The 26,019-nt window shown below is 39.8% G+C and carries 25 protein-coding genes; 12 read left to right on the plus strand and 13 right to left on the minus strand.

All coding sequences use genetic code 11. The features are described from left to right. Nucleotides 1-325 precede the first annotated feature (325 nt). Nucleotides 326-907: a diacylglycerol/polyprenol kinase family protein gene (locus V7O61_RS09195; RefSeq protein ID WP_407282049.1), complete on the plus strand. Its 582-nt coding sequence runs from the start codon at nucleotides 326-328 to the stop codon at nucleotides 905-907. Between the two features lie 15 nt (nucleotides 908-922). Here V7O61_RS09195 and V7O61_RS09200 read toward each other — a convergent pair whose 3' ends face one another. Further along, on the minus strand, nucleotides 923-1,924 hold the full coding sequence (locus V7O61_RS09200; protein WP_407282048.1) for a sensor histidine kinase: 1,002 nt from the start codon (nucleotides 1,922-1,924) through the stop codon (nucleotides 923-925). A 194-nt stretch (nucleotides 1,925-2,118) separates the two neighbouring features. On the opposite strand from V7O61_RS09200, the gene V7O61_RS09205 reads away from it, so the two are divergent. Then, the gene (locus V7O61_RS09205) at nucleotides 2,119-2,382 is read left to right on the plus strand and encodes a hypothetical protein (protein ID WP_407282047.1); all 264 of its coding nucleotides are present in this window, start codon (nucleotides 2,119-2,121) and stop codon (nucleotides 2,380-2,382) included. A gap of 212 nt (nucleotides 2,383-2,594) precedes the next feature. Then, entirely contained in the window at nucleotides 2,595-2,774 is a 180-nt protein-coding gene (locus V7O61_RS09210; protein ID WP_023843902.1) for a hypothetical protein, read from the plus strand. 137 nt (nucleotides 2,775-2,911) lie between these two features. Here the strand turns inward: V7O61_RS09210 and V7O61_RS09215 are convergent, their stop codons facing one another. Further along, nucleotides 2,912-4,963, minus strand: coding sequence for an ATP-binding protein (locus V7O61_RS09215; protein WP_407282046.1), 2,052 nt, complete (start codon nucleotides 4,961-4,963; stop codon nucleotides 2,912-2,914). Between the two features lie 236 nt (nucleotides 4,964-5,199). Here V7O61_RS09215 and V7O61_RS09220 point away from each other — a divergent pair, with 236 nt between their 5' ends. The 5 genes from V7O61_RS09220 to V7O61_RS09240 all read left to right on the plus strand — a co-directional run bounded on the left by V7O61_RS09220 (nucleotide 5,200) and on the right by V7O61_RS09240 (nucleotide 11,846). After that, nucleotides 5,200-5,622 carry a hypothetical protein gene (locus V7O61_RS09220; protein WP_288069020.1) on the plus strand — a complete coding sequence of 141 codons (423 nt, stop codon included), beginning with the start codon at nucleotides 5,200-5,202 and terminating at the stop codon, nucleotides 5,620-5,622. Nucleotides 5,623-5,690: 68 nt separating this feature from the next. After that, a complete protein-coding gene (locus tag V7O61_RS09225; protein ID WP_407282045.1) occupies nucleotides 5,691-5,999 on the plus strand; it encodes a B12-binding domain-containing protein in 309 nt (102 codons plus the stop codon). A 272-nt stretch (nucleotides 6,000-6,271) separates the two neighbouring features. Further along, nucleotides 6,272-7,495, plus strand: a complete 1,224-nt coding sequence (locus tag V7O61_RS09230) for a choice-of-anchor L domain-containing protein (RefSeq protein ID WP_407282043.1) — start codon at nucleotides 6,272-6,274, stop codon at nucleotides 7,493-7,495. 311 nt (nucleotides 7,496-7,806) lie between these two features. Next, entirely contained in the window at nucleotides 7,807-10,587 is a 2,781-nt protein-coding gene (gene acnA, locus V7O61_RS09235) for an aconitate hydratase AcnA (protein WP_407282042.1), read from the plus strand. A 161-nt stretch (nucleotides 10,588-10,748) separates the two neighbouring features. After that, entirely contained in the window at nucleotides 10,749-11,846 is a 1,098-nt protein-coding gene (locus V7O61_RS09240) for a citrate/2-methylcitrate synthase (RefSeq protein WP_023843908.1), read from the plus strand. Here the strand turns inward: V7O61_RS09240 and V7O61_RS09245 are convergent. Further along, a complete protein-coding gene (locus V7O61_RS09245; RefSeq protein WP_023843909.1) occupies nucleotides 11,821-12,291 on the minus strand; it encodes an SRPBCC domain-containing protein in 471 nt (156 codons plus the stop codon). The two genes, V7O61_RS09240 and V7O61_RS09245, sit on opposite strands and share 26 nt — an antisense overlap. Nucleotides 12,292-12,632: 341 nt before the next feature. Here V7O61_RS09245 and V7O61_RS09250 point away from each other — a divergent pair, with 341 nt between their 5' ends. Beyond that, on the plus strand, nucleotides 12,633-12,839 hold the full coding sequence (locus tag V7O61_RS09250) for a hypothetical protein (protein ID WP_023843910.1): 207 nt from the start codon (nucleotides 12,633-12,635) through the stop codon (nucleotides 12,837-12,839). Nucleotides 12,840-12,880: 41 nt separating this feature from the next. Here V7O61_RS09250 and V7O61_RS09255 read toward each other — a convergent pair whose 3' ends face one another. From V7O61_RS09255 to V7O61_RS09295, 9 genes are all read right to left on the minus strand, one after another. Then, nucleotides 12,881-13,285: a molybdopterin dinucleotide binding domain-containing protein gene (locus V7O61_RS09255; RefSeq protein ID WP_407282041.1), complete on the minus strand. Its 405-nt coding sequence runs from the start codon at nucleotides 13,283-13,285 to the stop codon at nucleotides 12,881-12,883. Continuing rightward, on the minus strand, nucleotides 13,285-14,535 hold the full coding sequence (locus V7O61_RS09260; RefSeq protein ID WP_407282040.1) for a formylmethanofuran dehydrogenase subunit B: 1,251 nt from the start codon (nucleotides 14,533-14,535) through the stop codon (nucleotides 13,285-13,287). Before V7O61_RS09260 ends, V7O61_RS09255 begins: the two co-directional genes overlap by 1 nt. Nucleotides 14,536-14,571: 36 nt before the next feature. Beyond that, nucleotides 14,572-15,033, minus strand: a complete 462-nt coding sequence (locus V7O61_RS09265; RefSeq protein WP_023843913.1) for a (Fe-S)-binding protein — start codon at nucleotides 15,031-15,033, stop codon at nucleotides 14,572-14,574. Between the two features lie 89 nt (nucleotides 15,034-15,122). Continuing rightward, nucleotides 15,123-15,401: a ferredoxin-thioredoxin reductase catalytic domain-containing protein gene (locus tag V7O61_RS09270; RefSeq protein WP_023843914.1), complete on the minus strand. Its 279-nt coding sequence runs from the start codon at nucleotides 15,399-15,401 to the stop codon at nucleotides 15,123-15,125. Nucleotides 15,402-15,713: 312 nt separating this feature from the next. Then, entirely contained in the window at nucleotides 15,714-16,052 is a 339-nt protein-coding gene (locus tag V7O61_RS09275) for a cupin domain-containing protein (RefSeq protein WP_023843915.1), read from the minus strand. 78 nt (nucleotides 16,053-16,130) lie between these two features. After that, a complete protein-coding gene (hcp, locus tag V7O61_RS09280; protein ID WP_407282039.1) occupies nucleotides 16,131-17,816 on the minus strand; it encodes a hydroxylamine reductase in 1,686 nt (561 codons plus the stop codon). 329 nt (nucleotides 17,817-18,145) lie between these two features. Next, nucleotides 18,146-19,555, minus strand: a complete 1,410-nt coding sequence (locus V7O61_RS09285) for an Ig-like domain-containing protein (RefSeq protein ID WP_407282038.1) — start codon at nucleotides 19,553-19,555, stop codon at nucleotides 18,146-18,148. Nucleotides 19,556-19,740: 185 nt separating this feature from the next. Continuing rightward, the gene (locus V7O61_RS09290; protein WP_407282037.1) at nucleotides 19,741-20,412 is read right to left on the minus strand and encodes a winged helix-turn-helix transcriptional regulator; all 672 of its coding nucleotides are present in this window, start codon (nucleotides 20,410-20,412) and stop codon (nucleotides 19,741-19,743) included. Between the two features lie 52 nt (nucleotides 20,413-20,464). Continuing rightward, entirely contained in the window at nucleotides 20,465-20,881 is a 417-nt protein-coding gene (locus V7O61_RS09295; RefSeq protein WP_407282036.1) for a peptidase domain-containing protein, read from the minus strand. A gap of 690 nt (nucleotides 20,882-21,571) precedes the next feature. Between V7O61_RS09295 and hdrA2 the strand changes: the two genes are divergently transcribed. From hdrA2 to V7O61_RS09310, 3 genes are all read left to right on the plus strand, one after another. Further along, nucleotides 21,572-23,926 carry a CoB-CoM heterodisulfide reductase HdrA2 gene (hdrA2, locus tag V7O61_RS09300; RefSeq protein ID WP_407282035.1) on the plus strand — a complete coding sequence of 785 codons (2,355 nt, stop codon included), beginning with the start codon at nucleotides 21,572-21,574 and terminating at the stop codon, nucleotides 23,924-23,926. Next, complete coding sequence (locus tag V7O61_RS09305) at nucleotides 23,923-25,227, plus strand: 4Fe-4S binding protein (protein WP_407282034.1); 1,305 nt, start codon at nucleotides 23,923-23,925, stop codon at nucleotides 25,225-25,227. Before hdrA2 ends, V7O61_RS09305 begins: the two co-directional genes overlap by 4 nt. Nucleotides 25,228-25,370: 143 nt before the next feature. Continuing rightward, on the plus strand, nucleotides 25,371-25,508 hold the full coding sequence (locus V7O61_RS09310) for a hypothetical protein (RefSeq protein ID WP_407282032.1): 138 nt from the start codon (nucleotides 25,371-25,373) through the stop codon (nucleotides 25,506-25,508). A 12-nt stretch (nucleotides 25,509-25,520) separates the two neighbouring features. Here the strand turns inward: V7O61_RS09310 and V7O61_RS09315 are convergent, their stop codons facing one another. Continuing rightward, nucleotides 25,521-25,943, minus strand: a complete 423-nt coding sequence (locus V7O61_RS09315; protein WP_407282031.1) for a hypothetical protein — start codon at nucleotides 25,941-25,943, stop codon at nucleotides 25,521-25,523. Nucleotides 25,944-26,019: the final 76 nt, after the last annotated feature.

Here is a 26,019-nt window from a genome sequence, read left to right on the forward strand (position 1 = left end):
CATGTCACCCTACCCATGTGCGAAAACAGGCTCAACACATTAAATAAAATACAAACTGCTGAGCTGGATAATCGGTAAAGGATTCATTATGAGATGAACTGATTTTCGAACATACATAACATGGATACCCGTATCATTACCCGGCAAATCAATGTAAACACGTAGACCTGTTCCCCACAAAACGGTATCTCTACATATATAAATTCAGTTATAGTTATATTTAAAATATCCGTATTAAGATAATATGAACAGTCCGGCTTTTATATACGTAAAATATTTTAACTTAATGAACTCTTTTATATACCTGTAAACTAAAGTAGTGCCAATGACTGGTATTTCTTTTGCTAACGAAGTAATGAGAAAGGGAGTACACCTTACTTCAATACTCATAGTTCTTGTTTACGCATTTATGGGAAAACAGGCATGCCAGATACTTTTAATAACATATCTTGTGCTGATATTGAGCATCGAACACCTGAGACTTGACAGGGGATTCAAGCTCCCGGTTTTGCATGTTGTTTTACGCCAGAAAGAAAAAGCCGCTATCGGTTCATATGTTTATTTCACCATTGGTGCACTGATTGTAGTTTCGGTTTTCAGCAAAAATGTAGCATTTGCAGCTATCCTTATGACAACATTCGGGGACATGAGTGCAGCACTTATTGGAAAGAAATATGGCAGGATAAGAATTAGTAACGGTAAAAGTCTGGAAGGTTGTATAGCTGAATTTATAGTAGACCTTACAATAGCTATTCTTTTACTAGAGAATCCTATTATCTCGCTTCTTATGGCATTTACTGCAACCTATGTTGAGACAATCTTTGTAAAAATAGATGATAATCTGGCCATCCCCATATTCTCTGCTTCAGTTGCAGAACTTGCATTCATTATACTGGCTCTGCCATAAGACAATGACATGGATTTATTTTCTGCGCCAGTATACTTCATTTACAGAGATAGGTAGCTCGACAAAAAATACGGATCCTTTTCCGGGTTCACTCTCAACCCACACTTTTCCTTTATGCAAAGACACCAGATCCTGAACAATACTTAATCCAAGACCAGTTCCTTTATAACCCGAATCCTCCACGTTACCTAGCTGCTCAAATGGACGGAATATTTTTTCCATGTCATCGGGGCTCATTCCAGGGCCGGTATCCGATACTTTCATGAGCATTATATTATCTCGTATTTTTTTAGCCATAATTGATACTGATCCTTTTTCAGAAGTGAACTTGATAGCATTACTCACGAGATTGAATAATATCTGCTTTATTTTCAGCCTGTCAGCATTCAGTAAACCAAGATCAGGAGTTACCTCATAGGAAATAATTATACTTTTCTTTTTTGCAAGAGCAGCAATTATGGCACTTACCTCATCAAAAAGATCCTGCAACTCAAATTCCTCAATATTTAGCTCAAGCTTTCCCGATTCTATTTTAGCAAGGTCAAGCAGCTGGTTTATCAGATGTAACAGATGTGTACCGCTTTTGGATATTGTATACACATAATCTTTCTGTTTTTCATTCAATTCACCGACCATACCATCAAAAAGAATGTCAGAAAAACCAATAATTGCATTCAAAGGAGTACGAAGTTCATGGCTCATATCAACAAGAAATTTACCCATACTGGTTTTAGCTTGGTCTGCTTCATTCTTTGATTTCAGGAGATCCTGCTCAAGTTTCTTTCTGTTCTGGATTTCCTTTAAGGCATCCTTCCACCTTCTGAATGAAAACAAAGAAAAAGCTAATGAAAAATATATGCTCAATACGAATAATTCATCTATTTCCCACTTTTCATGAGATATTGCAAAATCATGGATTAACTCAAATAGATCAAGGTGTGCTGTGATAATAGCAACTAGCACCGCACCAATGAAGATGATAAACATTTCTTTTTTGAGTGTGTATCTTTCATTCATTTGCAACTAACCTACTATAATTGAAACTTCAGGAATCGAGAAATAAGGCAATTATCTGTAAAAAAACCAAATATCCTCCCTTATTTGTGATAGTGTTGCTCATAAATAAAACTATGTATAACAAATGCTAATTGGAATATTCTTTAATTTGACCATCAGAATCCTTTAATAACCATGAATCCAATCTAAAGAATATGAGCGAGAACAAGAAAGATGAAAATAAATTAGCAGAAGAGATGGAAGGAAAAAGTACTTCAAGGTTGTTACTTGAAAACACATTCTACAAACCTTTTGACGCTGAAACTCCTTCTGCACCAGGTTTTAAAATTGAATTCACACAGCACAAATCTGCCGGCCTGCAAAGTGCATCTGACATGTGGATAGATAAAGACAGGCTCTTTGAAGGTGTCAGAGACAAAAAAGATATTGAGAAAATAAAGAAGATGTCGGATCTTTAAATTTTCATATTATTTTCATTTTCACTTATTTTTTGAAACAATCTACTTTAGTGATAGAAAATTAATTTTGCTATCTCTTTCTTCACTTGGATATCTCCCTGATATCAAGCCAACTTGATTTATAGGCAAGAACATTTTTTGACAAGGTATTTATACAACGCGATAATACGTAATTATATACTCAACTTAATTACACACCAGAGGTTAAAAATATGGCACCATGGGAATATGATATCAAAGCTGTTCGCTACGGTGAATGGGACAGCACAAAGGAAGACCTGAACAAGATTGGAATAGAAGGCTGGGAGCTTATTCGTTTCTCAGAGGATATCGATGACAACGGAATGATTAAAGCGTTCTTTAAAAGGCCTGTTGACTGTCTTGAAGTCTGAACCTTTTATTTCATTATTTCTTTTATTTTAAATCTTTTTCATAAACTTGACTTGTTTTATTGAATTTACTTTTTCAGATAACAGAAAGATATTTTATGCCTTCAATCCCGATTTAAACGTGTTCACCCAGTCATTTCTTAATCAGGAACCGGAAGAATCACATGCACGGTTGTTCCGACATTCTCGGTGCTTTCAAGCCAGATGTCTCCACCATGGCTTGTAATTATCTTCTTGCTAATGAAAAGTCCTATTCCTGCTCCACCATATTTTCTGGTAGGAGAACCATCTACCTGGTAAAAATCATCAAATACAGATTCCAGTTTTTCATGTGGAATACCAATGCCCGTATCTTCCACTGATACGTGAATCCTGTCACTTAGAAGTGAAGCAGAAAGAATGATATTTCCACCGGAACCTGTAAACTTGATGGCATTATTAAGCAGGTTCCAGAATACTTTAACCAGATATTCCTCATCACCTTTTATTGCAGGAAGTGATGGGTCTGCATTAAGTGACAGATTTATTCCTTTAGATTCTGCATCGTGAGAGAAATTGCTGACAATTTCAGAAAGTAATTTACTAAGATCCAGATATACCAATTTGCATTTCAGACCTTCTTTGCGGGAACTGGCAACATAAAGTAAAGAATCAATTAGCTTTTCAAGATCCTGTGAACTTTGGATAATTGTACTAAGAGCATTTTTCTGCTCGGTGTTAAGTTCACCCATATTCCCATTATGCATCAATTCTGCAAATCCTTTTATGGAATTCATAGGAGTTCGCAATTCATGACTTACATTTGATATGAATTCATTTTTAAGCATGTCAAGCGATTTTAATTCATCATTTTTTATTGAAAGTTCTTCAGCAAAGTTTTTAAGAGTGGTTTCCGTCTCTTTTCTTTCAGTAATATCCTTACCAGCAGCAAGCATTCCTGTGATATCACCAAACTCATCTTTAATAGCAGATGCATGCCACATAACTAACCTCACTTTCCCATTTTTAGTAAGAGTTGCAGATTCGCAATACTGGCTATCATCATTTTTGTTACCTAGCATTGCATCGCAGACTTGCTTCATATGCTTGCGATCATTTTTTGGAATGAGTATTTCCAGCCAATTAGCACCTATTATCTCAGATCTGGTGTAACCTAAAAGTTCCTCCACCTTTTTGTTCACAAGAGAGATGTTCCCATCAATATCAAGTATTAAAAACATCACACCGGAATCATCCAGGTATTTCTGTGTTAGCTCTTTTTCCATCCTGAGCTCGCTTGTCTGTAAAGCTACGGATGTTTCAAGATCCCGTTGTCTGCTGAAAACAAAGTAGAGCATAATTGAGATTAAAATAACCGGAAGAATAGTTATAAGTTTAAAAAGAGCTACCTGTTTGGCAACAGATGCTTCCCAGCCACCTTCAGGTATTCTGGCAAGTTCCCATTCTTTGTTATACAGTGAAATAGTCTGGGTAACAGGGTCCTGTTCAAAAACATCAGGATTGCCAATTATGGTTTGATTGTCAGTTCTCATGGCAATATCGGAATTGTTGAAATTTATGCCTGTCTCTTCAAAAATGTAAGGCATATCTATGACCATTGTCACCAGGGCGAAGAAATCACCATCTGTGTATATGGCTTTCCTGGCCACCAGCCCAAATCCTCCCTGCCGCAATTCATATGGCCCACTTAGAATCAAATCTCCTGTTGATATAGTTAAATTGACATCTTTTCTCACATTTTCCCGGCTGTCGTTGATAAGGTCATGACCTAACATAGATCCGGCTTCAGATTCAGGATAGATATAAGTCTGAATTCCTCCGGGTGCAACCGCAAAATTACGAATTCCACCTGATACGAAATAAAAACCTTCAATATAAGTAGTGAAATGTTTTTCTAAACTGTCGCAACTGTTGTGCACTTGTGTAAAAGATGCAAGGCCTTCCAGCAGGGAAATTCTTTTATTAACACTTATTGAAAGAGAATCAGCCTGCAAGATTAATGTTTTAGTCTCTTCAGCTCTTATTTCTGAATAAAGATCCTGCTCATACCAGTGACAAAACTGAGCCCATACTATAAGCAGGATGATAAATATGCCAATAGTTACAGCAATGTTCATGGAATGAATTGAAGATGTTTTGTCATTTCCAGTGTTTTTTCCATTCCCATGGCTAAGACTATCATTTTTCCCCATGTTACCCATTTAAAGTGAGTATGTAAACTTTATAAACTTATGGGTCTTTGAAGAACATTATTGTACAATACATCATAGATTATTTTATATTAAGTAACAATATTCTGAAATATAGCCAAGATCAAAATAAACATAATATTTAAATATTATAAAGACGGTAAAAGGATTCTGTTTACTGAATAACTACGAATAAGAGTTAAGTAAACAAGCAAAACACAAACAGGCAGATAGATAATATGACAGAAACTGTTACGAATTTGAACACTCTCCAAATCCCAGAGGGCTACAGTCTGAAGAAGATACAGTTCTACTTCTGGCTAGGAATGTTTTCAGCTGTATTCCTTAGGTTGATAATAATTGCAGATTATTACAACGGGATTTTGTCAAAAGCTCTATTCTACCTGGGAGTACTTGGATATCTGATATTTTTCGCACACAGATATCATGTTGCAACACGCAGGGTTGGAGTTTTGAGAAACCTTGAGTTGCTCAGTAAGATAGAGAATAGGACTTCTTTGAGTGAAGAGGACTACCGCGGACTACAATATATTATGTGGAGTTTGTCAGTTTCAAAGGAACGTATGAATTACCTGGTAATATTTGCTTTCTCTGTAATAGCAATTGTATTATCACTGGCACTTGACCTGAGTATTGTTTGAAGAACAAAAATAAAGAATCAGAAAAATGACCTAATAAAATGAAAAACACCAAAAAATAGGTGAGATATATGAACCCAACTAAGGAAGAGATCTTTGACAAGGCAAAGCATGCTGTAATGGATCTCGATGAAACAGCCGTCGAAAAGATAGCCCACGAAGCCCTGGATGCAGGAGTTAGTCCGGTAGAACTGATAGAATTTGGATTTGTGGAAGGCATGAAAGCCGTGGGAGACCTTTTTGAGGAAGGTAAGTCACAGCTTGCAGAAATATTTGAAGCATCGCACATTGTAGAGTCAGGTATCGATGTACTCAGACCTGCGATAATGGGTTCCAAAAATGATGTATGTTTTTTCGGCAACCTCGTTGTCGGAATGTAATTAATACTTACACCAATTGTTTTGTTCCTTACAAAACAATTCCTCCTTCTTTTTCTCCTTCGTCTTGAAATGTCTGAAAATAAACAATTTTCCTATGATTGAAATTATTCTATAGAAAATCATAGTCTAAATAGAAATATCAGATCTACTAAGACTAACTTTATACCTTAGGTAAATTCTTTTACAAATGTTATTCCTATACCCAATACAATTAGTATCCGGACATAATCCGGGAAATGCATAGTTATTGGGCACTAGTAGGGTGGTACGACATGAAAATAAATGTATTAATTACAATAGTATTGTTGATGGCATTAATTACCAGTGCCACAGCAACAGCTGAAAATCTAAGAGATAATCCTGAAACTAAAGTAATGGTGATGTCACCATCTGCAAGTTCAACCTCAACTTTCACAACAACCGATCTTGATACAACCTCCAAAGAACAGATTGTTTCTACTATACTTGGATCAGGTGTCACCGTAAAAGACATCAGGGTCACAGGTGCAAACACAGCCATAGGTACATTCAGTGATACTGAATCCGTACTTGGAATTGAACAGGGGATTATCCTGAGCACAGGAGATATTGCAGATACATCGGGCCCAAATAATGCCGATGACACAACTAAAGCTCATGGACTGGCTGGAGACACTGATCTAGACGGACTTGTCCCTGAATACGAAACACACGATGCTACTATCCTTGAGATTGATTTTATTCCTGAAGGATCACAGCTTGAATTCAATTATGTATTCGGATCTGAAGAATATAATGAATACGTAGATACTAACTTTAATGACGTTTTTGGATTTTTCCTCAATGGACAGAACATTGCATTAATTCCCGAAACAAACGAACCAGTTGCAATCAACAATGTAAATCTCAATAAGAGTTCTGCCTACTATAAAGATAATGATTTTGGAGACCTGAACCCGATTCCATACAACACAGAGCTTGATGGTTTCACTAGCGTACTAACAGCTACAGGACAGGTCACTCCCTCTGAAGTAAACACTATCAAAATTGCAATAGCCGATTCCGGAGACTTTTGGTATGATTCTGCTGTATTGATAGAAGCAAATAGTTTCAGTTCAGCAGATTTCTTCCTTACACCTGAATCCGCAACAAACAATGTTGGTGAAACACATGAAGTCACAGCAAAGCTTGTGGAAAGCACACAAAATGGAGTATTTCCAATAGTAGGCGAAAATGTGAACTTTGAAATCATAAGCGGTCCTAATGCAGGAAAAAAAGGTTCAGATATAACAGACCTGAAAGGACTTGCAACCTGGAGTTATACCAGTTCAACCCCAGGTACTGATACCATAAAAGCATTTGTTGACTCTACTACATATCCTTACATGGTATCAAACGAAATTACTAAAAAATGGATTGGAGAGCAAAATGACGCAGAAGTTCCCGAATTCCCAACAATTGCACTTCCGGTGTTGGCAATTATAGGAATAGCATTGTTCTTCCAGCGCAGAAACTAATACACGAAATTATTTTAACAGAAGAACAATGATGTTCTTCTACTTTTTTATTTCAATTAAAATCACAATCTTACCTCAGTAAGATATCTTCAATAGTAGCATGCAGAAGGCAAAGTTATTTATTCCAATGCGGGTTCTTATATCCAAGTCAGATAGTCCTGCAAAAAGCATCATGAATGTTTACAGATGCTTAAAAATTACACGTGAAAAGGACTGTTCAAAAGTATAATACTAATGATCCCGGTATCAACCCCGGTTTTAACTTTGCAGATAACCGCTTAACTGAAATTGCATTTGAATAGGTGACATTTATGAAATGTGATAATCTTAAAGATTCTTTTGGATCTAAACAAACTATTACTATCGCTGATAAAGAGGTAACATTCTATAGCTTAAAAAAGCTTGAAGAGGCAGGTATTGCCAATATTTCCAAATTACCTTACTCAATCAGAGTACTGCTTGAAGATATCCTGAGAAACGTTGATGGAAAAGTTATCACAGAAGATGACGTCAAAAATCTTGCAAGCTGGAGCCCAGATGGTGTGCTTGCTGTAGATATACCATTCATTCCTTCAAGAGTTTTAATGCAGGACTTTACAGGCGTTCCTGCAGTCGTAGATATTGCAGCCATAAGATCAGCAATGGAAAGACTTGGAGGTGACCCTTCAGCAATTAATCCGGTCATTCCTGCAAATCTTGTTATCGATCACTCAATTCAGGTAGATTATTACGGCACATCATATGCACGTAACTGCAATGAGAAATATGAGTTCCACCGCAACACGGAAAGATACGAGCTGCTCCACTGGGCACAGAACGCTTTTGATAACCTGAAAGTAGTACCGCCTGCAAGCGGAATCATCCACCAGGTCAATCTTGAGTACCTTGCATCTGTTGTTCACCTGAATGAAAAGTGCGGCGAACTTGTTGCTTATCCTGACACCCTTGTAGGTACAGACTCCCACACCACCATGATCAACGGACTTGGTGTGCTCGGATGGGGAGTAGGCGGTATTGAAGCTGAAGCTGTGATGCTCGGACAGCCATATTACATGCCAATTCCTGAAGTTGTCGGATTCAAGCTCACTGGAGAACTCAGGGAAGGCGTTTCAGCAACTGACCTTGTACTCACAGTCGTACAGATGCTCAGGGAACATGGAGTTGTTGGAAAGTTCGTGGAATTCTACGGACCAGGATACAAGGCCATTGAACTCACAGAGAGGGCTGTACTTGCGAACATGGCTCCAGAGTACGGTGCAACAATGGGATTCTGCCCTGTTGATGAAGTTACACTTGCATACATGACCATGACCGGCAGAACTGAAGAACAGGTTGAACTTGTCAGGCAGTATTGTAAAGAGCAGGGACTCTTCCTTGAAAATGACGCACCTGAACCTGAATTCACATCTACACTTGAACTTGATATAAGCACCGTGGAACCATCACTTGCAGGACCAAAGAGGCCACAGGACCGCATACCAATTCCTGAAATGTCAAGGGCATTCCACCAGACTATGAAGGAAGTGTTCGCTGCAAAGAGCGGAAAGGAAGCATGTGAAACCGATCCTGATTACGGACGCTGGCTTAACGAAGGCGGTTACAGTGTTTCCGAAATAACACATCCACATCACACTGGCATTACAAAAATCAAGTGTGCAGACGACGTTGTTTCTGTAACACATGGTTCTGTTGTAATTGCTTCTATCACATCATGTACTAACACATCCAGCCCTGCACTTATGATCGGAGCAGGACTTCTCGCGAAAAAGGCTGTTGAAAAGGGACTTAAGGTCAAACCATTTGTCAAGACAAGTCTTGCACCTGGTTCCCGTGTAGTTACCGACTACCTTGAAGAAGCAGGTCTTATGCCATATCTTGATGCACTGGGATTCCACCTTGTTGGCTACGGATGTCTCACATGTATAGGTAACAGCGGACCACTTAGAGAGGCTGTTTCAAACGAAATAGAAGACAAAGACCTTACCGTTGCAGCAGTTCTCAGTGGTAACAGGAACTTTGAAGGCAGGATAAACTCCCAGATAAAGGCAAACTACCTTGCATCCCCAATGCTTGTTGTAGCATATGCACTCGCAGGAACAGTTGATATTGACCTCATAAATGAGCCAATTGCCTGTGATCCAAACGGACAGCCTGTTTACCTGAAAGACATCTGGCCAGGTAAGGAAGAACTTAATGAGTGCATGCAGGGTGCAGTCACACCTGAGATGTTCAAAGAACAATACTCCAACGTGTATGAGGGTACAGAACTCTGGAGAGAACTTGATGCACCAAAAGGTCTGCTCTACGATTGGGATGCAGATTCCACCTACATACAGGAACCACCATTCTTCAAGGATTTCCCATTGGAAGTAGAGGCACTTGCAGATATTAAGAGCTCAAAGGCTCTGGCATATGTTGGAGACAGTATAACTACAGATCATATTTCACCTGCCGGTTCTATCCCAACATCATATCCTGCAGGCCAGTACCTAATTGCAAAAGGCGTGGATGAAAAGAACTTCAACTCATACGGTTCCAGGCGTGGTAACCACGAAGTAATGATGAGAGGAACTTTTGGAAACGTACGTCTTAAGAACAAACTTGTTGGAAAAGAAGGTTCATGGACAATGTACCTGCCAGAAAACAAGGAAATGCCAATCTATGATGCTGCAATGAAATATATAGAACAGAAGATTCCACTGATTGTTGTTGCAGGAAAGGAATACGGTACCGGAAGCTCACGTGACTGGGCAGCAAAGGGAACCCAGCTTCTTGGAATTAAAGCTGTTATAGCTGAATCATTTGAAAGGATACACCGCAGCAACCTTGTAGGTATGGGTGTACTACCGCTTCAATTCAAGGAAGGAGAATCAGCTGAGGCGCTTGGACTTACCGGAACAGAGACATACGACATAACCGGAATTGAAGAACTCAAACCATTCGGAGAACTTACCGTTGTAGCAAAGTCCGATGATGGTGAAGAGAAGAGTTTCATGGTTGATGTCCGTCTTAACTCAGAAATTGAAATTGAATACTACATGAATGGAGGAATTCTGCACAAATTCCTCAGAGACAGAGTAAAGGGTGAATGAGAATTCACTCCCCACCCTCGTTTTGATTTTCTTGCTTGATTTAATAAATAATTATTATAAATCATATTGAATTCAAGCAAACTTTAATATATGGACAATTGAAAGGTATTATTGAACATATTCTATCAAAACGTACATTTGATCCATCGGGGGATTTTTAAATGGAAGAGATGAAAAAAGGCCTAGAAGGCGTAGTAGCTTTGGATACCAAAATTTCCTATATAGATGGTATCCAGGGAATCCTGAAGTATAGGGGTATCAAAATAGAGGATCTGGCTGATCTCTCTTATGATGCTGTTTCCTATCTTCTCATCAATGGAAAGATTCCCGGTGAAGCAGAGTTGTCCGAATATTCCCGGATGCTTAAAGAGAATCGACGTATTAATGGAAAGCAGATCGAAGTGCTGAAAGAGTTTGAGTTTGGTACTGAAGCCCTGGATGGTCTTCGAACAGCCATATCCTGTACTGCACACTTTGATGAGGAAAATAATCATCATACACCTGATGCAAACAAAAATAAGTCAATAAGACTTGTTGCAAAATTTCCTACTATAGTTGCAGCCCTGCACAGGGCAAGTTTCGGTGAAAAACCAATTGAACCTATGGATAATTTATCCCACGGAGCTAATTTCCTGTATATGTTAAGCGGTAAAATTCCTACTGAACTTGAAGCTGAAGCAATGGAAAAAGATCTCATACTCAGTGCTGAGCATGAGCTGAATCCGTCTACATTTGCACTGAGAATAGCTGCTTCAACACTCTCTGATCTTTACTCAGCGGTTATCTGTGGTCTTTGTACACTAAAAGGACCTCTCCATGGCGGTGCCAGAAAAGGAGTTATGGACATGCTGGATGAGATCGGAAGCATCGAAAATGTAAGAGATTATACCCTGGGAAAACTTGAAAATAAAGAAAAGATCATGGGTTTTGGTCACCGTGTGTATAAAACACTTGATCCCAGAGCAAGAATATACAAGGATGTTGCCAGGGCACTTGCAGAGGAAAATGGCGACACATATTGGTTTGACATGGCAGAAGAAATAGAGCATATTCTTTACCATGAGTTCATAGAAATCAGAGGAAAGCCAATCTATCCGAATGTTGATTTCTATTCTGCAGTGGTGTACAAATATCTTGATATTCCCGCCGAACTTGCAACTTCCATCTTTGCAATGGGAAGGGTTTCAGGCTGGATAGCGCACTGTATGGAACAATATTCAGACAACAGAGTTATCAGGCCGAGGGCACACACTGTGTGAAGCCCTTCTTGTTTCTCTTTTCACATTCATTTTTCAGACTTGAATTCATTTTCTCAAAACCTGCACGGGTTTTCTCACCCAGCACATACAGTATCAGCGGAGCAAGTATACCTTTGAACCTTTCACACTGGATTAACCTTGTACGACCGTTTTCAAGTTCTTCAAGCCTGAAGGCATGTTCTCCGTCAAATATTCCTTTGACCCAGAGATTTCCTATCCACCTGAATTCATTAAATGGTTCTACTTTTGTAATAACCGGGGACATATCAATTCCTTTTGTCCCTGGCGGATGAAGATGAACTTCCAGCTTAGAACCGAGTTCAAGTTTTCCTTTTATTTTTGTGATAAAAGGATTCCATGTTTCAAAATTATGAAAATCTGTAAGGAGGTCCCAGACCTCATTGATAGGTGCTTCAATTACTATATCAGTACATATTTTATGCATTGTGAGGATAACCTCCGGAAAAAAGGGCAAAATAAGAAGAAAATGTTAGATTGTTCACACTAATTACCTGCATTACTTTTCAACCGTTTTAGAGCTAATCAAATATATATTTTTAGATGATATACAAACATAGGTCATAATTTACAATATCACCTACTAAATGAAAAGAAGCAAATAAAAAATTGATTCATAAACATATATTTGTCGCCTACTTTCGCTAATGGCCTACATTATTTAAAAGCCTTGCTATATACATCGTGTAATTAGGAATCATGCCCTGCAATCTCAACTTTTTTATACAAATAAGCTATGTTATAATTAAAAACTATAAGGTGATTAACATGGGTGGATCAAAAACACACGGCGTTCCGGCGCTATTATCATTTTTTATTCCCGGTCTTGGGCAATTAATTAAAGGAGAAATATTCAAAGCAATAGGTATATGGGTTGCACTGGGAATCTCTTTCGTACTGCAATTTGTCCTTATTGGCTATGTCACAGGGCTTATTGTCTGGGTCTGGCAGATCTACGATGCCTACAATAATTAATGTCATTTGCAAAAATCACAGAAAAATCAGGATTTCAGGAATCAGAAAATCTCACTGATTCCGGTAGCTTTTTCTCCCCTGGCACCCTGAACTGTGACTTCAAAATTCTTGAATTTTGGAACTCCGGTGCCACCTGTTTCATCAGGTACAAGAGAATTAGACCATGGACTGTTTACCATATAAGCAACCCCTGAATGTGACTCTTCATAATCTGATTTGACAGCTGTGACAACAACTTTTCCAGAGCTATTTTTAACAATCACAGTCTCACCATCTTTGATAGAAAGTTTAGCAATGTCTTTTGGATCCAGTTTAATGACAGCTGAAGACTTCTCATATTCTTCCCCAAAACGGGAAGTTTCCTGAGCAGTGTTCTGGAACACATCTCTGTACGTTATGACTTTCAGTTTAATTTCAGGTGCTGCAAGAAATTGTCCAAATCCCATTAAATTGCCTCCGTGATTTTCCTGAGAATCTCAGCATCCGGGAGATTTTCAGTATCAAGTATCTTTTTAAGCTCGACTTCAACTCCATCCATTCGAACAGCAGTTCCACCATATTCCACACCTCCAAGGGCACATGGTATCGTTACTTCCGCTTTAGATGAGGTCAGATTTCTACATGGATCAATAGTAATCAATGGAATATCAGCAAGATATCGTGAAACTGACAATGGAAGACTGGACAGAGGATCGGAACCTATGATAAGTGCAGCATCAACACTTTTTTCCCTGAGAGATTCCACAACTGAAAACTCCGGTCCGTGTTTTGCTTCACCGGTTTCTGAATTAAATTTGACACGGTTGATAAAACCTGTTTCTTCGTAAAGATTCTGGTTAAAACCTCTCATATTGTACTGGCCAACCATTGGCATGAGACTGAACTCTGAAACTTCATTGAGTTTGTCAATTAACCGGAACAATGGCTCCAGATCTTCCAGAGAATAAATTAGTCCGAGTCCGACACAAATTACACCGAATTTTGCCTTTTTCAGTACATTTGCAAGTTCAAGTATTCTCTTTGCATCAAATCCGAATGATGTTTTTGGAACCTTACTGGAGAGTGCACTTACCAGTGCATCCATAAACTCTTCATCTCCACCCATTGGTATCTGGTAAAAACGATTGGCACCACAGATAACTGCAGTTTCGGATTTCCTGACATCAACACAAATAGCAGTCCTGTCTTCTTCCCAGCCTCTCTGGCGTTCCTTGCCTCTTGGGAAATAAGAATATCTTGAAAGATGACGTGGGTGTGAGTTTGAAGGGTCAGCACCCCAGAATATGATTACATCAGCCTTGTGCCTGATATCATCAAGAGTGCATGTTCTGAGTTTTTCCTGCAGTATCGCCTCTATTACCGGCCCCTGGCAGAAAGATGAAGTATCATCCAGATATGCACCTGTCTTTTTTGCAAGACCGATGGACAGTTTCTGAGCTTCTGAACTTGAGTTACCATGACCAAAAATCAATGGGTTCTCTGCTTCACGGAGAATCTCAGCGGCCTTTGTAATTGCAGAATCAACATCAGTTTTTTCACCATCCACAGTACATTCCAGAGGATCGCTGCAACCTTTCATGCGGGCAACACCTTTACGGCATGCTGCATGAACTGTTTTTATTTTGCTGTTTTCAATTTCAACTTCTATGTCATCACAAAGAAGTGCACAGCCCGTACAAACATAATATTCACTCAAATCATCACCACACTGAAAAATAAGAAAAATAAGAGTTCATACGAACTCAATGGCCTTGGTTGGACATGTATCTATGCAGGCAACACAAAGAATCCTGTTCTCACCAAAGCGGCGGCATTCCTGAACATTGCGGGCTTTAACAACACCATCTTCAACCTTGAAGATTACTTTATCAGATGTTGGTGCTTTCCCACTGCCAGCTCCAAGTGGGTCATTGGCTACATTTACAGGACATGCAACAACACAGTTTCCACATCCTATACATTTATCCTCATGAACAATAAGGCCCGTATCAGTTACACCGCTAACAGGAGCTATCATCTCTGACAGTTTGTCATAACCTGCTTTGTACTTAGCATCATTTACAAGAGGGGGACAATCATCCACACTGACCTTACGTGCCAGCAAATCCACAGCAAATGCCATACATGTACTTTTTCCACATTCCTTACAATTTGTTTTTGGAAGCAACTGGTATATTTCCATCACATTTGCCATGATCATCAACCTTCGTTTATGTTAATTTAAATAATCGGTTCTGAGTCCTATGTTGTTTTATTTTGTTTTGTTAATTGTTTACAGGAAAATCAGACTTTGAAGAACAAGGAACAGTGACAGTTGCCATCATTCTCTATCTCATCCTCATGGTAAACACATGGACAGATGATCTTACGATCTTCTTCGGTATCACCTGTTCTCAGTCTGCATGGACAGTACTGCTTCCCATGTTCATGTTTATTTTTAGAAAGACCTTCAATAACCATCATAAGCATTTCTTCGTCAGGATTGAGAATAAATCCCTTTTTCTTTGCGTATTTTGATGCCCATTCGTGGGTCTTTTCCATTATTGGTGCAAGGTCTGTCATAGATAATCTCCGATAGAATGAATTATAGTATGAATGGTATATTCAGGATATCATTATTTAACGCCTTCGACTAAATGGAACCTGCAGTTGCTTGAATTAAATTATATGATTAAGCTAATTTTTTATAAATAAACATATAAATATAATGCAGATTGATTTTATTTTGCACAGTGGGGGAATTGAAATAAATCTAACTGTGCCTCCTGTAGTCTGGCAGGTTCTCCGATCAACACCTTCCATGAATCCTGTCAGGCTATCCAGATAACCTGCTGAAAAAAAAGAATACTGGAAAATCAAAAGGTGATTTCCAGTTTACATCATTTTTGTCTGTTCGGTCTGACGTGGCACCTTTACCACAAGGAAACGGAACAGACTGTCGCTTTCATTCATGAGCCTGTGAGGAATTTTAGCGGGACTATCCACCAGCATATCCTTAGTTATAGTCTCCTGCTCATCACCAATCTCTACTATGCCTTCACCTTCAAGCACATAGAAGAAAACATCAACCGGAGTAGAGTGCTTCTTTAGAGCTTCACCGGGCTTGAGCTGCATGTGCATAACCTGGGCATGTTCGGTGTCATAGAGCTTGTGTACGGTTACTCCATGAGGGTTATCTTTCTTTTCTGCATCTTTATAATTTGTAATTTTCATAATACACTTCCTTAAATATTAAATAAAAAGGAAATTAGAGATTTTAATATAATCATTCCTGAAACGGCTGTTAAAGATTTAAATGAGGGTTTTAAGATCCTCATCTACTGTGGTGTTTGGCATGATATTGAAGTTCTCAACAAGCACATTCAGTACATTTGGTGAGACAAATGCCGGGAATTTGGGACCAAGCATTATGTTCTTGACACCAAGACTTAGCAGTGCAAGCAGGACAAGACATGCTTTCTGCTCATACCATGCAATATTGTACGCAACCGGCAGGTCGTTGATATCCTCAACACCAAAGGCTTCTGCAAGAGCCTGTGCAATGACTACTAGTGAGTAACTATCGTTACACTGACCTGCATCAATAACTCTTGGTATTCCGCCAATGTCTCCAAGTGCAAGCTTGTTGTAGCGATACTTTGCACATCCTGCTGTAAGAATAACAGTGTCATCAGGCAATGCTTCTGCAAAGTCTGTGTAGTAGCTTCTCTCTTTGTGTCTTCCGTCACATCCGGCCATCACAACAAACTTCTTGATCTGGCCGTCTTTTACAGCCTCAATTATCTTGTCGGCAACGGAAAGTGCTGATACATGAGCAAAACCACCCATGATAGTACCTTCCTCAAGTTGTTCAGGTGAGCTGCATGCCTTTGCCTGCTCAATGATTGCGGAGAAATCCTTTCCTCCATCCTCAGCGGCACTTATGTGTGCTACACCATCAAAGCCGACAATTCCGGTTGTGTAGATCCTGTTGAGGTAACTTTCCTTAGGAGGAACAATACAGTTTGTGGTCATAAGTATAGGACCATTGAACTTTTCAAACTCTTCCTTTTGTCTCCACCATGAACCACCGTAGTTGCCTACGAAATTATCATACTTCTTGAAAGCCGGATAAGAATTTGCAGGCAGCATTTCGCCGTGAGTGTAAACATCAACACCTGTGCCCTTTGTCTGTTCAAGGAGCTGTTCAAGGTCTCTCAGGTCATGACCGCTGATAAGAATACCAGGTTTTTCTCCCACGCCAATGTTGACTGCGGTTGGCTCCGGGTTACCGTAGGTTGTAGTGTTTGCCTTGTCAAGCAGTGCAAGAGTTGTTACACCAACTGAACCACATTCGAGTACCAGCGGAACCAGTTCATCGACACCCATGTCATCATCCATTGTGGCAAGGAGTGCTTTTTCCATAAATGCCATTACATCATCATCCTTGTATCCAAGGACGTTTGCATGGTGAGCGTAAGCTGCCATTCCTTTGAGACCATATATCAAAAGTTCCCTGAGGGAGCGGATGTCCTCGTTCTCAGTGGCAAGAATTCCGGTATTTATATTGGCCAGTGTTGCAGGTGTGACTTTTGCCATTACAGGCAAATCCTCACCGGCATTTGGAGCAGCACCAAGGAGTTTTTTCTTAATCCATCTAGGGAATGATGAGCCGGATTTTTCATTGATTACTTTTTCATCCATCAGCTTCTGCTTGATGCCATCCTTTATTTCAAATCCTTCATTAATAAGTCTTTCAATATCGGTTTTACTGAAATTGGTGTTTGTAATGGTTGCAAATAATCCGTCAAGGATGAACTCATCGGTCTTTGCATCATTCAGATTGTTTGCCCTTGCCTTTGAATTATAGAAAGCAATACTCTTCAATAGATAGATTAAATCATCCTGAAGGTCAGCAACTTCTCCTTTTTTTCCACATACACCGTTCTTTGTACAGCCGGTACCATTCATAGTTTCTTCACATTGATAGCAGAACATTTTATTCACCATGCTTCCTTTAATTAGTATCTTTAAGATACCAATATATTGTGGATACTTGCATATAAGGAGGACAGTTTCCAGTTGGATACTGCATACGAAATATTCTCATTAACTAAAATGATACAAAATCCTGAAATTTCAAAACACAGATTCTATGACCGGTAATGTCACTCTCCCATTCCCATACATTTACCCATATGTAGTTGGATGCCGGACTTTATAAATATATCTAGTATAAAACTCGTATAAATACAACATTGAAAAAAGAAATCAAGCTAACCGGAAAAAATAGGTTAAAATATATCAAAAAAAATCAGAGGAGATTATTACTCCTCTTTCCTGCTGTGGAAGACAAATGCAAGTCCTATTATTGCTGCTATTGGAAGAGCAATGGTTGGAAACTCCGGAATTTCATTGTTGTTATTGTTGTTTCCAGACTCCTCCCAGACACAGTTTACCTCGTTGGAAGTGATTACTACTTCCTGATTATCGATGAAACTTGCTTCAATTACATCTGTTCCTGCAGCTGTACCGGTGTATGTAAAACTAACCTGACCATTGGTATCTGTAATTCCAGCATAATCGTAACCTGCATGGGGTCCAGATTTCACGTTAATGTTAACTCTCTTTGATTCAACAGGATTTCCACTGTCATCCTGAACTGTTGCGGTTACTGTGTAGGAATCTCCTACCGTAGCAGTTGCTGATGAAGGACTGAGAAGAATTCCCTCTCCTACTATAGCTGTAGTTGATTTCAGGTTGAAGTATGCAAAGAAAATATTGTCGTCATCGGATGGATTTTCTGTGTATACTGTTATTGTATTATCACCATCGTTCACAAACGGAAGGATGTCGTACAACTCATCATCCTGGCGTGGATCGGAATATGCTCTTGCATCCGGATCTGCTGGATTTTTATTGCTGTCACCAAGACCTCCTACAGTTAGAAGTTCTCCGTCTGATGATTCACCATCATCCTCGCCACCTGCTGCTGATGTAAGTCTCTGTCCATTTACATCTACTATGCTGTACTGATCTGAGCCTGATTGATAACTGAATGAAATACCAAGTCCCATGTCAAAACTCATATCAGGAACACTTTTGTCAATAGGATCTGCCAGTAGCAGGTTAAATGTATCTCCGTCTGTACTCTGGGCACCGAAAAGGAGAACAATTGTATTATCATCTACCTGATTAGGATCATCAAAAATCACAACAAGTACTGTTCCATCAATATTGAAGGAATTGTACTCTGTTAATGTGAAATCAATTGTTCCTGCAGGAGCTACATCAATCTTTTCTTTTACAAGGGAAGTGACATCAGCCCAGTGATTGTAAGTATATTTATGAACGAAGTAGTCCCAATTTACATTCTGACCATCTATTTTTACCTGACCATCTGCTATTGGGGCCGCAGACCAGAGAGAGGCTCCAGCCATATATGCTGATCTTACAGTTGCTCCTTCTGGTTTTTCAACCTGGATGATTCCGGTACCTGTTGTTCCAAGTCCATCTACTGAAAGGCTGATCTTCCCAGTCTCTGTAACTACAGGTGAAAGACTTGTAGAAGAAGCAATTGTTGGAATCGGACCTGCGCTTGCAGTTCTAACCGCTGCTGACGGAGCAGCAGTTCCTGGCTCTGTTGCTGCACTGACTGGCATAGCGAAAACTGCTGAAATCACAGCAAGACAGACCAGTGTAGCCACTATATTTTTAAAAAGGGTTGTTTTTATCATATTACCACCCTCACTTTGTACTTTTCAGTAAGCAAACAAGTGAGAAGTGCATATAAGAAAGAATCATATTTAAATGTAATTTATATAGTAATTGAAAAATAGTGGCTAATGACCCCATTTATTTTAGAATATTCATGACAAATTTGAAAAATGTGATGCTTCTAAAAATGGAGATTTGCCAGTTTTCAGCGTATCCTTTCAAACAGCGGTAACTCATCAGGATGATAACCTTCCCTTAAGGAATAATTCTTATATTTACCACTGATTTCAACTTCAAGACAGTCGATTTCCTCAAGTGTCCTGATATGGGAACTTACAGCCCCTTTGGAAAGACCGAGTTTCTCACAAAGCTCCATATTGGTTATTCCCGGATTTTCATATATCACGCTGCACACTTTCTTGCAGGTTGCCCCCGGCAGATGAGGTTCGATACGTTTGTGATTCTTATTCCATAGTGCGCTCTCATTTCTGAAAAGGCTCACATAGTTCCCGTTTCTGAACATGAGAATTTTGCCCGCATCCTTTAAATTACTAACATGATACCGCACAGTTCCACGCTTGATACCAAGATCAGTCTCTATCGCATTAACTGTGCTTCCAGGATTTTTTTCAATAAAACTAAGTATTCTCTGGCGATTTTCATTATTGGGATCTTTTTTAGCCCATGCTGTGAGAATGGCAACGAGTTTCCAGCCGAGGCCGAGGATGATCGCACCAAGTGCTATGAATTTGAAGTATAGAGGGAGATCCCAGAAATGATACGTTCCTTGGAAACCAGTCATGTCCTTCTGTGAATCAAAAGTTGAACCATGAGGCTGAACATAAGGTTCTCCGGCAGAAGGTGCAACTACAATCAAAAAAAGAATAAGAAATATGTATGATAATTTATACATACATAATCTACGTACTTTAAATAGAATAATCTTCTGTTCCGCTAACGGAATAACCGTAGACACGACAAGTCCAAGTTCCTTGTTCAATTCCAGAATTATCGACTACATCAATATTAATACGTCCATCTCTTTTACCATCAGCTGAATCGTAATAGTAACCAATTAAATCGTAATTTGGATCATATATGTAAAGCTTCAATGAATCGGTTTTATCACCCCAATTCAAGTCAACATTGAAACTCTGAATACTACTAGTAATTGGTTTGTAATGCCAGTTAGTCTCTCCCTGGGTAATTGTATATCCTACTGATAATATTCCAATACCACCATCAGAACCTGATGATACCGCATCTATTGCTGTTTCAGATGAACTTGCACTTGCGACGGAAACGCAGAGCAAGAATGCTAGAAATGCTATTGCTATTCTTTTCATGTTTGTACTCCTACTAGCTTTCACTAGTTATTCAAAAAGATGAAAAAAACTAGTATATAACTTTTCTAGCCATCGTTTAAACTAAAAAAAAGTAACCTAATGAAGGAATTTTATTGCGGAGTCAGACATGGTTTGTGTGGAATGAGGGAGTGAGAGGACATAAAAATGTCCTCCGCACTTCCCTCAATTTCCGTGCAGGTTTGTGCTGGTTGGGTACAAACAATTCCTAAAAGTCAAAATGATAATAAAACCATTATGGCCATCGTTTAAACTGAAACGCCCTGAATAATCATAATCCACCGATAAGTTTGAAATAATCAAGTTTTAGATTTTGTTGCTTTGAATCTAATTCTCATAAATTAAACGAGCTGCACATTAATAATTTAATAATCAAGTAAAAAGGGCAACTGGAAGGGAAGAGGATATCATTCATCCCCAATTCCCAGTTGTTTCCCGCACATATGCGCAGGAAGGTAAAACACTTCCTAATAGGCATATTTATAATATAACCATTATGGCCATTGGTCAAACTGACTTATATAGTCAAGGTAGTTTTCGATTACTAAGTTAATTATTGAATATCCTCATCCTTATCTTACTAATGCTATTGCCTAATGTTGCTATAGTGAAGAACATGCAAAACTATATCTTTATCAAAATCATCATTTCCTGCTATAGGGAGCCAACAATATGCGAATCGGAGTTTATATCTGCCATTGCGGACTGAATATCGCACATACCATCAACGTCGAATCACTAAGAGACAAAGTCAGTGAATTAAATGACGTTGCTCTGGTCAAGGACATACAATTCATGTGTTCCGACTCGGGACAGGACTCCATAGTCCAGGACATAACTGACCTGGATCTTAATCACATACTTGTTGCAGCCTGTTCTCCTCACCTGCATGAGCAGACCTTCAAAAGAGTGCTTGAAAAAGCAGGTCTCAATCCTTTCATGCTGGAAATGGTCAACATCCGTGAGCAATGCTCATGGGTCCACATGGACAATCCACAGATGGCAACCCAGAAAGCCTTCGATCTCATCAGAATGGGAATTGCCAGGCTCAAACTGCTTGACCCTCTGCAGCTCAAAAAAGTTCCCGCAAAAAAAGATGTGATGGTAATCGGCGGCGGCGTAGCTGGAATTGAAGCCGCTCTCACACTGGCGAATTCAGGACATCATGTAATAATGGTCGAAAAAGAACCTACCATCGGCGGAAAGATGGCACTCCTCAATGAGGTATTCCCGACCAATGACTGTTCTATCTGTGTTCTGGCTCCAAAGATGACGGATGTGAACCAGCATCCGAACATTGACCTCATAACACTTGCAGAAGTAACTGATGTAAGCGGACCTGTTGGAAATTTCAATGTAACAGTAACCAGACAGCCAAGATATGTTGACGAAGACAAATGCAAAGGCTGTGTGGATGAATGTGGACGAGTATGCCCCGTAGAAGTTCCAAACCGATTCGATTCAGGACTTGGAAAAACCAAAGCTATCAACATGCCAATTCCACAGGCGGTTCCTCAGGTAGTCTACATTGACAATGAATACTGTGTAGGATGTGGACTCTGCAAACTTGCCTGCCCGGCTGATGCGATTCACTATCATCAGAAAGAGGAAAAAGTCGAATTTACAGTGGGAGCAATCATACTTTCAACCGGCTACAGTCACTTCGATGCAAGCAGAAAACCGGAATATGGTTACGGGATCTATCCAGATGTAATCACAAATATGGAACTGGAACGCCTGCTCAACGCTGCCGGTCCCACAAAAGGCAGAGTTCTCTCGCCTTCAACACTCAAGGTTCCTGAAAAAGTGTCCTTCATCCAGTGTGTCGGTTCAAGGGATGAACAGGTAGGAAATCCATACTGTTCAAGGGTATGCTGCATGTCCAGCATGAAAAATGCCCAACTTCTCAAGGAAAGATACCCTGATGTTGATATTACAATTCATTATATCGATGTCCGTGCATCCGGTGAGATGTACGAGGAATACTATATACGCAGCCAGGAAATGGGAATCAATTTTGTCCGTGGAAAAGTAGGAGAAATTCTGCAGGACTCTGACGGAAAACTGAAACTACGTTATGAGGACACATTGAGCAGTGAACTATTCGAAGAACCAACAGACCTTGTTGTCCTTGCAACCGGAATGGAGAATGTAAAAGATGCTGATAAGATATCAAGAGTTCTGAATCTTACAAGACGTACAGACCGTTTCTTCTCTATTGCTCATCCGAAGATGAGACCGGTAGATTCCCACGTAAAAGGAATATACATAGCAGGATGCGCATCCGGTCCTAAAGAAATACAGGTATCTATAGCTCAGGGAAGCGGAGCAGCAGCCAAAGCAATGCAATTGCTTTCAAAGGGTGAGCTTGAAATGGACCCACTCAGTGCCCATGTGAATCCTGATAAATGCATTGGATGTGGAATCTGTGCTGACACCTGCAAGTTTAATAAAATAACTATGGTCGACCACAAAGCAGTTGTTGACGAACTCTCATGCATGGGATGCGGAGCTTGCAGTGCATCATGTCCTGCTGATGCCATATGGATGCGAAACAGTACCGATGCACAGATAGTAGCTCAGATACATGCTGCAACAGAAGTCAAATCTGAATCACCATTAATCGTTGCTTTCCTCTGCAACTGGTGCAGTTACACCTGTGCTGACCTTGCAGGTACTTCAAGGATACAATACCCGACGAATATACGTGTTATACGTGTTATGTGTGCAGGACGTGTTGATCCATCCTTCGTTCTTGAAGCACTGGAAAGAGGTGCAGACGGAGTACTTGTAGCTGGCTGCCGTCTTGGGGAATGTCACTATATTTTTGCTAATTATAATGCAAAACAAAGGATGGAAGCTTTAAAAGAAGTCCTTGGAGATGTTGGAATTGACCCCGGACGTCTCAGTGTTGAATGGATATCAGCTTCTGAAGGTGAAAGATTTGCAAATTCCATCGAAGGCTTTGTTGATTACCTGAAGAAGATCGGTCCAATAGGTTCAGAACTTAAGGAGGCTGAACAATGACCGAAGAGTGCAGGGAGAATTCACTCTGTGTTGAGAAAGACATGGATATGGATGGCTCACATTTCATCTACCGCCAGATAAGCAGCAAATCCATAAAGTTCCTTGATTATGATTACAAACGATGCGTTGGATGTGGAATCTGTGTAGATATCTGCCCGACCACAGCTCTGGAACTCGGACCCATGCAGGAAATATCCACGGGTCTGGATGCACCACCTGTGATGATGGACCTTGATAAATGCACATTCTGTTCAATGTGTGCTAATTTCTGTCCGGTTAATGTTTTTAAGATGACAGAGGAAGGCGAACTTCCTGAGAAAGAAGAGTTCCCTACATTTGACTCATATGTCAGGATGAACGAGAAATGCCTGCCATGCGCACTCTGCAAGGCTGCGTGTCCTGAGGAAGCCATTGAAGTGGAATTCACGTTCCCGAAGAAAGAGGAGATCGCACCATTTAAGGAAGATGCAGAAGGCGATATAGAGATAGATACCGAGAAATGCAATTTCTGCGGAGTCTGCGCTGAATTCTGTGATGCGTTCCTGCTTGTGGAAAAGGAGAAAACTCCAACTGACCCTCAGCCATTTGATATGCTTCTGGTTGACGAGGATAAATGTGACTACTGTGCGCTCTGCCAGGACCTTTGTCCTGAAGATGCTATCAAGGTCAAAGGTGAAAAAAGAGGCGAAGCTCCTGAGATTGAAGGTAACGTTACAGTAGATGACGAAAAATGTACACGCTGCACATGGTGTCAGGTTGTCTGCCCTTATGATGCAGTAGATATCAAAAAGCAATTCGAAGGCGAGCTAAGTCTGATCGATGTCAACGTTGACAAATGCGATCCGCAAGGATGCCATGGATGTTTTAACGTCTGTCCTTCCCATCTCTGGTACGTACCGGAAGAAGGAGCAAAGATAGCAGCAAAATATGACTACTGTACCTATTGCGGTGCATGTGTCAATGCATGTCCCAAGGATGTCATGACAGTTTCCAGAACGAAAGTAAATCATACACCAGTTCCTGATTCCCCGTGGGCAGAACAGTGGAAGGATGCGATAGATTCCATGGTTACCGGAAAGAGAAATTATCCCGATGTTTCCAGAACCCTTGAGGTTGAACCTGAAGCTCACAAGGAACACGTTGAAGTTGAACTTCCACAGGTTGATGGTTCACTGCTCAAGCTTGCAAAAGAGCGTATTGAAAAAGCAAAACCATTGCTTGATAATGTAAAACTTAGAATGATGATCGAAAAAGAGGATCCTGAAAAGCTCAGTGATGAAATTAAAAAGAGGTTAAACTGAACTTTTCATGAATCATTTGGTCAAAAAGTAACTCAAAATGGCAGATGGCGGCCTTCTTTCGGAAAAGGAAGCAGATGAGATTTTCCAATCGTGTGCAAGCAACACGAAAAGCTAATTGAAGCCCTCGCACGGAAGTGAAGTGCATGTCGGAAACAAAAAAATCGGTGACCTCTGAAGGTCATTCCACAGGCGGATTCCCGACTAACGAGGAATTCGAGAGATTATTACCGATTGTACTTGAAGAAAACGACGAATTAATCAAGGCCCTTGCAAAAAAGTAAGAGCAATCCCTTTTAATCCTCCCTTATCCAATAAACGGAAACTGGTGTTACATTCCCCGTTTCATCTTCATCATACAGAGCTACTACACCCATTGTATTTTGGAGTTCGACTTCGATTGGGTACAATCCCATGTTTTCACCGTCCAAAGTGACGTTGAAGGTAAATTTATTACTAGATAGTGGCAGTGTTGACAAAAATGGTCGTTCTTCTCTGGCATATTCCATGTACTCTAGTGTGTATGTCTCTTCCATTATCGATTTGTCACGTGAATTTAAGACCTCCACAGTAACTATATGCTCGTTTGCATCAAAGTTGTGAACGGAGTATAATGGGTCAATCTGTCCTGAATATAGTGGCGATATATAAATGAGAAAGGAACAGGACAAAAGAACAATGCCTAATAATGCTGCAATGAGTACTTTACGAGAATACATGATATTTTTACTCCGCTAATAACAATATAATAACTGTTGTTTGCAGCTTATATCTTGTGGTCTGTTCAATAAGTTG

The organism is Methanolobus sp. WCC1, assembly GCF_045690315.1.
Classification (GTDB): domain Archaea; phylum Halobacteriota; class Methanosarcinia; order Methanosarcinales; family Methanosarcinaceae; genus Methanolobus; species Methanolobus tindarius.